This window comes from Flavimobilis sp. BM9 (assembly GCF_058313055.1).
In genome coordinates this window covers 321,268-333,013 of record NZ_JBZEMO010000005.1, presented here as the reverse complement: position 1 = coordinate 333,013, position 11,746 = coordinate 321,268, and the positions used below count along the sequence as shown (strand labels likewise).

The window sequence follows — 11,746 nt, the reverse complement described above, 5'->3', positions numbered from 1 at the left end:
ACCGGCTCGACGACTCTGTGGCGCCTGACGGTCGGTGGCGTCCGCGACGCGCGCGCCCGGCCGGCGGGCCGGGCGCACCGGCGGGTCAGGCGACGGCGGTGGCCTTCTGGGCGGCGAGGGCCGCGATCTGGTCCGGGCGGAAGCCCGACCAGTGAGTGTCGTCGGCGACGACGACGGGGGCCTGCATATAGCCGAGCGAGCGGACCATGTCGAGCGCCTCGGCGTCCTGGCTGATGTCGACGACCGTGTAGTCCAGTCCGCGCTTGTCGAGCGCACGGTAGGTGGCGTCGCACTGCACGCATGCCGGCTTGCTGTAGACGGTGATGCTCATGTCACGTGTCCCCTCGGGTCGGATTGGCCCGCATACCAGCGGTGTGATGACGTTCGTGTGATTCAGGTCGGTCGTGCTCCTGCAGGCTTGTGGGCCTCGCGACGACCGGACTGCGTCAACACTACACCTAGGGGTCGAGCAAAGCCACCACCCCTAGGTGTTGTGAATGACACGCATGTCATCCCACCACTCGCGGCCCGTGGACAACGGTGTGCATACCCTGTGGACCACCCCGGCGGCCCCGGGCAGAGCCGATCCGGGCGGCGCCGGCTGCACCCGCGACGCGGGGCCCGCGAGCAGCGGTCGCGAGCCGCGACCACCCTCTGTCCTGAGTCTGCCCGCACCCTCTGACACCCGTGGACGACGCTCGTCCACAACCCGTGGACGAACACGCGTCACGCCGTCGTCGCAGACGCCGCGAGGGCCCTATCGTGGTCTGCGGTGGAGCCGGGCGACGACGCTCGACGCAGACAGCCACCACCCCCGCACGACGAACGAGGAGAGCGATGCCGCTCTACGACCTGTCACCCGACGAGCTCGTCTCGTACCGGCCCGAGGTGGCCGAGCCCGACGACTTCGACGCCTTCTGGCGCGAGACCATCGAGGCCGCGCGCGCCCACGCCACCCCCGTCGTCCGGACACCGGTCGACACCCCGCTCACGGCCGTGGACGTCGACGACGTGACGTTCCCCGGGTTCGACGGGCAGCCGGTCAAGGCGTGGCTCACGCTCCCCCGCGAGCGCAGCGGGCCGCTGCCCACCGTTGTCCACTACAACGGCTACGGCGGCGGCCGCGGCCTGCCGCACCAGCACCTGCTGTGGGCGGCCGCCGGCTACGCCTACCTGTTCATGGACACGCGCGGCCAGGGCTCCACGTGGGGCGACGGCGGGCACACGCCCGACCCGGTCGGCTCCGGGCCCGCTCACCCGGGCGTCATGACCCAGGGCGTCGAGGACCCGCACGACCACTACTACCGACGCCTGTTCACGGACGCGGTGCGCGCGGTCGACGCCGTCCGCACGTTCCCCGAGGTCGACGCCACCCGTGTCGCGGTCACGGGCGGCAGCCAGGGCGGCGGGACGGCGCTCGCCGTCGCCGGGCTCGTGCCGGACCTCTGGGCCGTCATGGCCGACGTCCCGTTCCTGTGCCACATCAGGCGTGCCGTCGGGCTCGTCGACTCCCACCCGTACGGTGAGATCACGAAGTTCCTGTCGATCAACCGGAACCTCGAGGAGACCACGTTCCGCACGCTCTCCTACATCGACGGCGTGAACCACGCACGGCGCGCGACGGCACCGCTCCTCGCGTCGGTCGCGCTGCGGGACCCGATCTGCCCACCGTCGACGGTGTACGCGGCGTACAACCACTACGGCCGCCCGGGCTCGCGCGGCGCGAGCGACCGCACGATGGAGGTGTACCCGCACAACGAGCACGAGGGCGGCGGGGGCTTCCAGGAGGCGCGTCAGCTCGAGTGGCTCGCGGCGCTCGCCGCACGGGACGCGGGCAGGACGGCGCCGTGACGGGCGTCACGGCCGCGTGACGCGCGAGAGGGCTGCACCCCGTCGGGGTGCAGCCCTCTCGCGTGAGGCTCAGCGTCCGGCGTAGTCGATCGGCTCGACGGGCGGGAGCTGCCCTGAGGTCACGAGCGAGCGGTACCAGAACGCCGAGTCCTTCCAGATGCGCTCGAGCGTTTCGTAGTCGACGCGGATGATGCCGAACCGGCGGTCGTAGCCCCAGGCCCACTCGAAGTTGTCGAGCAGCGACCACGCGAAGTAGCCGCGCACGTCGGCGCCCGCGTCGATCGCCTGGCCGACGGCGTCGATGTGGTCGTGGAGGTAGGCGACGCGCATGTCGTCGTGCACCCGGCCGTCCTGCGACACCGTGTCGGGGAAGGCCGCCCCGTTCTCGGTGATGACGAGCGGGAGGCCGGGGAACCGGCGGGTGAGGCCGGCGAGCAGCTCGGTCATGCCGGTCGGGTCGATCCCCCAGCCCATGGCCGTGTGCGGGCCGGGCTTGGCGGGGAACTCGACGTCCTCGCAGCCCGTCCACGGCGTCGCGTCGGTCACCTTGTGGCCGTCGGCCATCTCAGGCGTGCCCTCGCCGTCGAACGCCTTGACGATGTTCGTGTCGTAGTAGTTCACGCCGAGGTTGGTCAGCGGCACCTTGATGAGCTCGAGGTCGCCGTCCTGCACGAAGGACCAGTCCGTGAGGTCGGCCGTGTCGGCGAGCAGGTCGGCCGGGTAGGCACCCTCGAGGAGCGGACCGAGGAAGACGCCGTTGCCGACGGCGTCGATCCGGCGCGCGGCCTCGCGGTCCGCGGCCGACTCCGGGTCGTGCGGGCGCACGACGTGGAGGTTGAGGGTGATCGAGACGCGGGTGTCGGCGCCGAGCGCGGCGCGGATCTCGCGGGCGGCGAGGCCGTGGGCGAGGTTGAGGTGGTGCGCGGCGGCGAGCGCGGCCGGACCTTCCTTGCGCCCCGGGGCGTGGGCGCCCGAGCCGTACCCCAGGAAGGCGGAGCACCACGGCTCGTTGAGCGTGGTCCATGTGTGCACGCGGTCGCCGAGCGCCTCGGCGATGAGCCGTGCGTACTCGGCGAAGCGCTCGGCGGTCCCACGCGCGGGCCAGCCGCCGGCGTCCTCGAGCTCCTGCGGGAGGTCCCAGTGGTAGAGCGTCGCGACGGGCTTGATACCGGCCTCGAGGAGCGCGTCGACGAGGTTCGCGTAGAACGCGACGCCCTCGGGGTTGAGCGGTCCGGAGCCGTGCGGCTGGACGCGCGACCAGGAGATCGAGAACCGGTAGGCGTCGAGGCCGAGCTTCTTGATGTGCTCGAGGTCCTCGGTCCAGCGGTGGTAGTGGTCGTCGGCGACGTCGCCGGTCTCACCGCCGAGGACCTTGCCGGGGGTGTGGGAGAACGTGTCCCAGATCGACGGGGTGCGGCCGCCTTCGTCGGCGGCTCCCTCGATCTGGTAGGAGGCGGTCGCGGCGCCCCAGACGAAGTCCTCGGGGAACGTGCGGGCGGTGGTGGCGTCGGCCATCGTCTCTGCTTTCTAGACGGGAGTGCGGGAGATGTGTCCGTGGGAACGCTCTCACACCCCACGGGACGATTCAAGAGGGATCTCGAATCGATTCGAGAAAGGGGGGTGAGAACCTCGCTCGAGAGGCCTGCCGCGTCCGCCGAGACCGGCCGCCGCGGCCCTTGCGGGGCCGCGACGGCACGGACGGCGGACAGGCGGGGACTACAGGTCGATCACGGCACCGGACGGACCGCCGTCGACCGCACGGTCACCGACCTGTACGCGCCACGGCTTCGTCGACGCGGACGTGACGCGCACCTGCGAGCCCTCGCGCACGACGTCGAACAGCGTGTCCGGACCGCCGACGGCCTGAGCCGCGGGCACGACGATCGTCGCAGAGAACCCGTCCGGCAGCTCGAAGAGCCGCAGCGTGACGCCGTCGGCCCAGTCGTACTCGGGCGACCGGGTCCCCGCCCCGACGGGAAGCACCGTGCCCGGACGCACGAGCAGCGGCAACGAGTCGAAGCCGTACTGCTCCGTCACCCAGCGCGGCCCCGTGACCTGGTGGCCGTCGAGCAGGTGCGTCCACGTCCCCTCGGGCACGTAGTACGTCACGGTGCCGTCCGCCGTGAACACGGGCGCCACGAGGAGCGACCCGCCGAGCATGTACTGCGTCTCGATCGTCGCCGCGCTCGGGTCCTCGGGGAACTCGAGCAGCATCGGCCGCGCCATCGGCGTGCCCGCCTCGTACGCGTCGCGGGCCGCGCCCGCGAGGTACGGCATGAGCGACAGCTTGAGCCGCGTGAACAGACGCGTGACGTCGACCGCCTCGTCGTCGAACGCCCACGGCACGCGGTACGACGACGAGCCGTGCAGCCGCGAGTGCGAGGAGAGCAGGCCGAACGCGAGCCAGCGCTTGAACACCGCCGGGTCAGGCGTGCCCTCGAAGCCGCCGATGTCGTGGCTCCAGTAGCCGAAGCCCGAGAACGCGAGCGACAGCCCGCCTCGCAGGGACTCGCCCATCGCCTCGAACGTCGAGAAGCAGTCGCCGCCCCAGTGCACGGGGAACTGCTGGCCGCCGGCCGTCGCGGACCGTGCGAACAGCACCGCCTCGCCCGCGCCGCGCTTGCGCTCGAGCAGGTCGAAGACGGCCTTGTTGTAGGCCTGCGTGTAGTAGTTGTGCATGCGCGCCGGATCGGAGCCGTCGTGCCAGACGACGTCCGTCGGGATCCGCTCGCCGAAGTCCGTCTTGAACGCGTCGACGCCCTGGTCGAGAAGACGAGCGAGCTTGCTCGTGTACCAGGCGGTCGCGTCCGGGTTGGTGAAGTCGACGAGCGCCATGCCCGCCTGCCACAGGTCCCACTGCCACACGGAACCGTCCGCGCGCTTGACGAGGAAGCCCTGCTCCGCCGCCTCCGCGAACAGCGGCGAGCGCTGCGCGATGTACGGGTTGATCCACGCGCAGATCCGCAGCCCCTTCGCCTTGAGCCGCGCGAGCATCGCCTCAGGCTCGGGGAACGTCCGCGGGTCCCACTCGAAGTCGCACCAGTTGAACTCGCGCATCCAGTGGCAGTCGAAGTGGAACACGCTCAGCGGCAGGTCCCGCTCAGCCATGCCGTCGATGAAGCTCGTGACGGTCGCCTCGTCGTAGTCGGTCGTGAACGACGTCGAGAGCCACAGCCCGTACGACCAGTCCGGCACGCGCGCCGGCCGTCCCGTGAGCGTCGTGTAGCGCTCGAGGATCGCCTTGGGCGTCGCGCCGTAGATGACGAAGTACTCGAGGGACTGCGACTCGACGCTGAACTGCGTCCGGGACACGACCTCGGAACCGACCTCGAACGAGACGAGCTCGGGCTGGTTGACGAACACGCCGTAGCCGCGGTCCGTCAGGTAGAACGGCACGTTCTTGTACGCCTGCTCGGACGACGTGCCGCCGTCGGCCTGCCAGACGTCGACCGTCTGGCCGTTCTTGACGACCGGTCCGAAGCGCTCGCCGAGACCGTAGACGTGCTCCCCCACGGACAGCGAGAGCTGCTCGTGCACGTACGTGCGGCCGTCGTCGTCGGTCACGACGCCGACGGACTTCGGCAGCGAGCTCGTCAGGACGCGACCGTCCGCCTCGAAGTCGACCCGCCACGAGTCGCCGCGGTGCACCCGGACGCTCAGCGCGCCCGACGTGAGGAGGCCTGCCTCGTCGGCGACCTCGACCGTCGGCGCGAAGCCCTCGTCGTCGGCGACCTGGAAGTGCGGGCCGTCGTCGCGTGCGCCCGCGTGGTGCGTGATGCGCACCCGGACGACGTCGGCGATCGGCGCCGAGTAGTCGAGCGTCAGGAGGGTGCGGTTGAGCGCGTCGCCGCGCCCTTCGATGCGCTTGGTCGGGGCGTGGACGGTGAGGGTCCGCTCCCCCGGCCAGACGTCGTAGGCCTGGGCAGCGAACTGGGGGTGCATGCCCTCGCGGACGCACCAGTAGCCGTCGGTGAACTTCATGGCACTCCTTGCGGGTGTTCGTGTCGGGCGCGGGGCCCGCGGCTCAGCCGGCGCGCGGGGGCGCGACGGAGTCGCCCGGCGCGAGCGCGCACGGGACGAGGATGGGCTCGGACGGGGCCTGGCGGCCCTCGACGAGGTCGAGCAGGGTCTCCACGGCGTGGCGGGCGAGCCGCTCGGCGGGGACCTCGAGCGAGGTGAGCTGGGGCTCTGCGAGCGCTCCGACGCCGCGGGACGTCGCGATCGCGAGGACGGACAGGTCGGCGGGGACGTCGAGCCCGCGGCGACGGGCCTGCGCGAGCAGCCCGAAGCCGGCGGTCTCGTTCATGAGGACGACGGCGGTCAGTGCGGGTGCCGCACCGAGCAGCGCGTCGAGCGCGCCGCGGCCGCCTGCGGCGTCCTCGTCGGCCCAGGTGTGGGTTCCGGAGACGCCGTGGCGGAGCGCGGCGTCTGCGAACGCGGCCTCCGCGCGGACGCTGGGACCGTAGCCGCGCGTCCTGCTCGCCTCGGAGTGGTTGACAAAGCCGATCTCGCGGTGCCCCTGGGCGGCGAGAAGCGCGACGGCCTCGTCGACGGCCGCCTCGAAGTCGATGTCGACGCATGCGCGACCCTCGGTGCGGGCGGGTCGGCCGAGCGTCACGAAGGGCACGTCGACCTTCTCGAGCGTCGCGACGCGCGCGTCGTCGAGCGAGACCTCGAGGAACACGACGCCGTCCACGGCACCCTCGAGCACGAGGTCGTGGATCTCGGCGGCGTCCTGCTCCTCGGAGCCGAGCCCGGGCCAGACGGCGACGTGGTTGTCATGGGCGCGGGCGACGCGGGCGGCCTGCGTGACGATCTCGGAGAGCGTCCCGCCGAGGGCGTTCTCGGTCGAGGGCAGGACGAGGGCGATCGTGCGGCTGCGCTTGCTCGCGAGGGAGCGTGCGGCGGCGTTGCGGCGGTAGCCGAGCTCGGCCATGGCGGCCTCGACGCGGGCGCGCGTCGCGTCCGAGATGGGGCGCGTCTTGTTGATCACGTAGGAGACCGTGCTCAGCGACACGCCTGCGTGCCGTGCTACGTCCTGCATCGTCGCCATGGGTCCCTGACCTCGTCGTCGTGCGCGCGTGGCGCGGGTCGCGCCGGTGGCGCGGGAACTGGAAGAACGCTCTGGTGAAGCGCTTCGATGACCAACTATCGCACACGCGCCCGGCGCGACGTCAAGCGCGACGGCTGCGCGGCATTCAAGAGCAGTGCCGCACTCCGTGCAGGCTCAGCCCGCCCCGCTCACGCGACCCACGCCCCGGCACGCGCCACCCGACGCACCGAGAGGTCCGGGCCGAGCACCAGGACGTCCGCACGCGCCCCGGCCGCGAGCCGGCCCAGGTCCTGGCGCCCCAGCACCTCCGCCGGCGTCGCCGTCACCGCACGGACCGCGTCGACGAGCGGCACACCGCCCTCGACCGTCACCCGCAGCACCTGCGACAGGTGCGCGGTCCCGCCCGCGATCGACCTGCCGTGCGTCAGACGCGCCACCCCGTCCACGACCGTCACGTCGAGCGACCCCAGGCGGTACGCGCCGTCCGGCATGCCCGCAGCCGCCATCGCGTCCGTCACGAGCACCACGTTGCCCGGCCCCACCATGTCGAACACGTCCCGCACCACCGCCGGGTGCACGTGCGTCCCGTCCGCCACGAGCTCGACGACGGCCCGCCCCTTCGCAGCCGCGGCGAGGCAGTCCGGGATCGGCCCCGCCTCACGGTGCGCCACCGGGCGCATGCCGTTGAAGAGGTGCGTGACCGTCGGGCGCCGCGAACGCACGCCGTCGGCCGCGAGCCTGTCGAACGACTCCTCGATCGCCGCCCGCATCTCGCCCGCCGCCGCGTCCGTGTGCCCGAACGACGGCAGCGCACCCACGTCCGCGAGCGCGTCCGCGACCCCGCCCGCTCCTGCAACGCCGGGCACCTCCGGGGCAACCGTCATCGTGACGAGGTGACCCCGCGCCGCGCGCGCGACCTCACGCACGAGCCCCGCGTCGGGAGCCTGCATGAGGTCAGGATCCTGCGCTCCGCACCGCGCCGCCGACAGGAACGGTCCCTCGAGGTGGATGCCCGCGATCTCCCCCGCGTCCGCGAGGTCCGCGAGCACCGCCGTCCGCTCGAGCAGCGTCTCGGGCGACGCCGTCACGAGCGACGCGACGAGCGACGTCGTCCCTGCGCGCAGGTGCTCACGGGCCGCGACGGCGGCGGTAGCGACGTCGGGCGCGTCGGGGAAGCTCGCTCCCCCACCGCCGTGACAGTGCAGGTCGATCAGCCCCGGGACCAGGGTGTCGTCCGTCGCGCCGAGACCCTCGACGTGCACCGCCCAGGCCGACGCACGCGCGTCCTCCCACGATGAGACCAGGACGATCCGGTCCCCCTCGACCACGACGACGCCGTCCGCCAGGACGCCCTCGCCCGTCACCACGCGTCCACGCGACGCCCACCCGTTGAGCTCGTTCTCGACCATGCACCCATCGTCTCGTGTCCCGGGCTCAGGTTGCGTAGGACCCACCGGGCACGTGCCGACCTGCGCCGACGACCTGCGCCGACGTGCCTCGGCTCCCCATGAGGGCGGGGAGCCGAGACTCCGCTCGACGGCAGGGAACCGCGCCGCCCGCTACTTGACCGCGCCCGCCGTCACGCCCCGCGTCAGCGTGCGCTGGAACAGCAGGAAGAACACGAGAGTCGGTACGAGCGAGACCAGCGTGCCCGCGTTGAGCGTAGGCACGTCGAGCATGCGGTCACCCTGGAGCGACGCGAGCGCGATCGGGACCGTCTGGGTGTCGTTCGTCGTGAGCATGACCAACGGGATGAAGAACTCGTTCCACGTCCAGATGAAGAAGAAGATCATCAGCACGCTCATCGTGGGGCGCACCACCGGGTAGACGATGCTCCACAGCGTCCGCCAGCGTCCCGCTCCGTCGAGGGCGGCCGCCTCGAGCAGCGCGGGCGGGAAGGTACCGAGCACCGAGGCCAGCAGATAGGTCCCGAACGCCGACTGGATCACCGTGAAGATCAGGACGATCGACCACGGTGAGTTGTTCAGCCCGATGTTCTGCATCATCGTGAAGAGCGGGTAGACGAGCATCTCCTGCGGGAGCATGTTCGCCAGGAGGAACAGAGCGACGATCCATAGGCGGCCCTTGACCCGCCCGACGCCCAGGGCGTAGGCGTTGAGCAGCGAGACGATGACCGCGAAGCACGCCACCAAGGCCGATGTCCAGATCGAGTTCCACAGCTTTGTCTCGAAACCCACCCGCTCCCAGAACGTCCCGAGGCCGTCGAAGTAGAGGTTCTCAGGCAGCGACAACGGACCGTTCGCCGAGTAGTCCGCCGGGGACTTGAACGCGTTGAGCAGCATGATGAGGAACGGCGCGAGCATCAGCACACCGAACACGACGGTCACGCCCAGCACGACCCACTGTCCGGGAGTCTTGCGCCGCCGCTGCGTCGTCGCGGGTGCCGCGACCGCCGAGGTCGGCGAGGTGGTCATGGTGGCCATGTCAGCGGCCCTCCTCTTCACGCTTGGCGCTGCGGTTCTGGAAGTACTGGATGCCGAACGCCACGATGATGATCACGACGGTCAGCACGGTCGCGATCGCCGAGCCGTACCCGACCTTCGACTTGTCGAAGAAGTTGAGGTACGAGTAGTACGACGGGACCAGGGTCGACCCCTCGGGCCCACCGCGGGTGAGCACGTAGATCGGAGCGAAGACCTTGAGCGCGGCGATCGTGCACGTCAGAGACACCACGAACGTCTCGGGCTTGATCTGAGGGATCGTGATCGCCCGGAACCGGCGCCACCAGCCGGCGCCGTCGAGCTCGGCGGCCTCGTAGAGCTCAGGATCGACACGCTGCAGCGCCGACATGAAGATCACCGTCGGGTACCCGATCTGCATCCAGATGAGCACGAGCATCACGGACGGCATCGCGGTGCCCGGGTCGCCCAACCAGTTCGGCGGGCTGTCGACGCCCACGCCCCGCAGGATCTCGTTGACCGCACCCGTCTGCGAGTTGAGCACCCAGTTCCACAGGATGCCCGCGACCGACACGGGGAGGATCTGCGGGAGGTAGTAGGTGGCACGGAGGAACGACGCCGTGCGCGAGCCGAAGTGCTTGCCGATGTAGTCGAACAGCACTGCGGCGAGGATCAGCCCGATGAGCGTCGGCACGATGACCATCGCGACGATCATCGAGACGGAGTTCTGGAAGGAGTGCCAGAACTGCTCGTCCTTCATCAGGTTCTGGTAGTTCTCGAGCCCGACGAAGCGCATCGGGGCGTTGCCGCCCTTCCACCGGTGCAGGGAGTACCAGATGTTCAGCACGAAGGGCATGCCGATGATGGCCACGAACCCGATGCCGCCAGGCAGCAGGTACCACCAGTAGGGGGACACACGCCAGGGGCGGCGCCGCGCGGAGCGGACGGCGGTAGCCGTCGGCTGCAGCTCGCGCGTGCCCGTGGGCAAGGAGGAAGCTGGCATCGGTCTCTTCTCTCGGTGGAACGGTCAAGCGGGCCGTCGGCCATCCGCCCGCAGGGGGTCGGACGGATGGCCGACGGGGTGTGCGGCCTGCGCAGGGGCTCGTCAGCCCTCGATCAGGTCGGCCTTGCCCTCGACGTACGGGGTCTCCAGCTGGCTGAGAACCTCGGCGGGCGACTTCGACTGGTTGGCCAGCGACTGCAGGGCGCTGACGATCTGGTCGTAGTAGCCAGCGACGGGCCAGTCCGGGTAGAACGCGAGGCCGTCCTGGGCATTGATGTCCGCGAAGGCCTTGGTGAACTCCTGCGTCTTGGGATCGGTGATCGCGGCAGGGTCGCCGGCGACCGGGAGGCCGCCCTTCTCGCCGAGGATGTTCTGGACCTCAGGGCGCAGCGTGATGTCGATGAAGTCGACCGCGAGCTCCTTGTTCTTGGCGTTCTCCGGGACGACCCAGAGGTTGCCGGAGGAACCCGTGTGGAGAGTGTTGCCCGGGAACAGGAACTGGCCCCAGTCGTACTGGATCTCGTCGACGAGACGTCCGAACCACCAGGAGCCGGAGACCATCATCGGGTACTTGCCCGAGATGAACGCGGTGCCCATGTCCTCGGCAGTGAGGCCGGCGACGTCGTTCGCGACGTATCCGTCCTTGATCCACTCGTCGAGCTTCTCGGTGCCAGCGGTCATCGCCGGACCCTGGAAGTCGACGTCGCTCTCGAAGAGCTGGTAGTCGTTGACGAACTGACGGTCAGCGTTCGCGAGCACGAGGTTGTACCAGAGCTGCCCCAGCGGGTACTCGGCGCCGGCCTCGGCGAGCGGCGTGATGCCCTTGGCGACGAAGGCGTCCATGACCTTCTCGAACTCCTCGAGGGTCGTGGGAACCTCCAGACCCTGCTCGGCAAACATGTCCTTGTTGTAGAACACCGAGACGTACTCGCCATAGTTCGGGACGCCGTACCACTCGCCCGACCCCATGAGACCCTGCTCGTTGTACTTCGCCGTGGTCTGCAGCGACGAGGCGAGCTTGTCACTCCAGCCGAGCTCCTCGGCGTCGTCCGTCAGGGTGCTGAGCAGCCCCTGGGCGGCGAGCTGGCCAGCCGTCGCGTTGCCCTTGTTGTACTCCATGACATCAGGGACGTCGTCGCCGGTGAGCACGATCTTCGCGTTCTTCTGGATCGCCTCGAAGGTCTGGTTCTCGACCTTGACCTCCACACCGGGATGCTCGGTCTTGAAGATCTCGATGGCCTTCGCCCACGCCTGACCCATGGCCGAGGTGTCGGACTCGTAGTGCCAGACCGTCAGAGATCCCCCGTCGCTGCTCGGGTCGTCGCTCGAGCCGCCCGAGCAGGCGGTCAGCGCGAGGGGCGCCGCGACCAGGGCCGCGATCAGCCCTGCGCGGCGATTGAGCTTCTTCATCATGTTCTC

Annotated in this window: 9 protein-coding genes; 1 reads left to right on the top strand and 8 read right to left on the bottom strand. The window is 70.4% G+C overall.

What is annotated here, in order from left to right; translation table 11 throughout:
- Nucleotides 1–85 precede the first annotated feature (85 nt).
- Nucleotides 86–331, bottom strand: coding sequence for a glutaredoxin-like protein NrdH (gene nrdH, locus AC4F3Q_RS11085; protein WP_168447876.1), 246 nt, complete (start codon nucleotides 329–331; stop codon nucleotides 86–88).
- 506 nt (nucleotides 332–837) lie between these two features.
- Here nrdH and AC4F3Q_RS11080 point away from each other — a divergent pair.
- Nucleotides 838–1,851, top strand: a complete 1,014-nt coding sequence (locus AC4F3Q_RS11080; RefSeq protein WP_491040009.1) for an acetylxylan esterase — start codon at nucleotides 838–840, stop codon at nucleotides 1,849–1,851.
- Nucleotides 1,852–1,920: 69 nt separating this feature from the next.
- On the opposite strand, the gene AC4F3Q_RS11075 is transcribed toward AC4F3Q_RS11080, so the two are convergent.
- From AC4F3Q_RS11075 to AC4F3Q_RS11045, 7 genes are all read right to left on the bottom strand, one after another.
- Nucleotides 1,921–3,366 carry a GH1 family beta-glucosidase gene (locus tag AC4F3Q_RS11075; protein WP_491040008.1) on the bottom strand — a complete coding sequence of 482 codons (1,446 nt, stop codon included), beginning with the start codon at nucleotides 3,364–3,366 and terminating at the stop codon, nucleotides 1,921–1,923.
- A 201-nt stretch (nucleotides 3,367–3,567) separates the two neighbouring features.
- Nucleotides 3,568–5,832: an alpha-xylosidase gene (gene yicI, locus AC4F3Q_RS11070; protein ID WP_491040007.1), complete on the bottom strand. Its 2,265-nt coding sequence runs from the start codon at nucleotides 5,830–5,832 to the stop codon at nucleotides 3,568–3,570.
- 43 nt (nucleotides 5,833–5,875) lie between these two features.
- Nucleotides 5,876–6,904 (bottom strand): LacI family DNA-binding transcriptional regulator, encoded by a 1,029-nt coding sequence (locus AC4F3Q_RS11065; protein ID WP_491040006.1) that lies wholly within the window; start codon nucleotides 6,902–6,904, stop codon nucleotides 5,876–5,878.
- A gap of 188 nt (nucleotides 6,905–7,092) precedes the next feature.
- Complete coding sequence (locus tag AC4F3Q_RS11060; RefSeq protein ID WP_491040005.1) at nucleotides 7,093–8,313, bottom strand: N-acetylglucosamine-6-phosphate deacetylase; 1,221 nt, start codon at nucleotides 8,311–8,313, stop codon at nucleotides 7,093–7,095.
- A 150-nt stretch (nucleotides 8,314–8,463) separates the two neighbouring features.
- Nucleotides 8,464–9,348 carry a carbohydrate ABC transporter permease gene (locus AC4F3Q_RS11055; RefSeq protein WP_491040004.1) on the bottom strand — a complete coding sequence of 295 codons (885 nt, stop codon included), beginning with the start codon at nucleotides 9,346–9,348 and terminating at the stop codon, nucleotides 8,464–8,466.
- Nucleotide 9,349: 1 nt separating this feature from the next.
- Nucleotides 9,350–10,327 carry a carbohydrate ABC transporter permease gene (locus AC4F3Q_RS11050; protein ID WP_491040003.1) on the bottom strand — a complete coding sequence of 326 codons (978 nt, stop codon included), beginning with the start codon at nucleotides 10,325–10,327 and terminating at the stop codon, nucleotides 9,350–9,352.
- A 102-nt stretch (nucleotides 10,328–10,429) separates the two neighbouring features.
- The gene (locus AC4F3Q_RS11045; protein ID WP_491040002.1) at nucleotides 10,430–11,737 is read right to left on the bottom strand and encodes an ABC transporter substrate-binding protein; all 1,308 of its coding nucleotides are present in this window, start codon (nucleotides 11,735–11,737) and stop codon (nucleotides 10,430–10,432) included.
- Nucleotides 11,738–11,746: the final 9 nt, after the last annotated feature.

Coding starts and splice junctions, on each gene's coding strand:
- nrdH (WP_168447876.1), bottom strand. CDS start 331: ATGAGCATCACCGTCTACAGCAAGCCGGCATGCGTGCAGTGCGACGCC.
- AC4F3Q_RS11080 (WP_491040009.1), top strand. CDS start 838: ATGCCGCTCTACGACCTGTCACCCGACGAGCTCGTCTCGTACCGGCCC.
- AC4F3Q_RS11075 (WP_491040008.1), bottom strand. CDS start 3,366: ATGGCCGACGCCACCACCGCCCGCACGTTCCCCGAGGACTTCGTCTGG.
- yicI (WP_491040007.1), bottom strand. CDS start 5,832: ATGAAGTTCACCGACGGCTACTGGTGCGTCCGCGAGGGCATGCACCCC.
- AC4F3Q_RS11065 (WP_491040006.1), bottom strand. CDS start 6,904: ATGGCGACGATGCAGGACGTAGCACGGCACGCAGGCGTGTCGCTGAGC.
- AC4F3Q_RS11060 (WP_491040005.1), bottom strand. CDS start 8,313: ATGGTCGAGAACGAGCTCAACGGGTGGGCGTCGCGTGGACGCGTGGTG.
- AC4F3Q_RS11055 (WP_491040004.1), bottom strand. CDS start 9,348: ATGGCCACCATGACCACCTCGCCGACCTCGGCGGTCGCGGCACCCGCG.
- AC4F3Q_RS11050 (WP_491040003.1), bottom strand. CDS start 10,327: ATGCCAGCTTCCTCCTTGCCCACGGGCACGCGCGAGCTGCAGCCGACG.
- AC4F3Q_RS11045 (WP_491040002.1), bottom strand. CDS start 11,737: ATGAAGAAGCTCAATCGCCGCGCAGGGCTGATCGCGGCCCTGGTCGCG.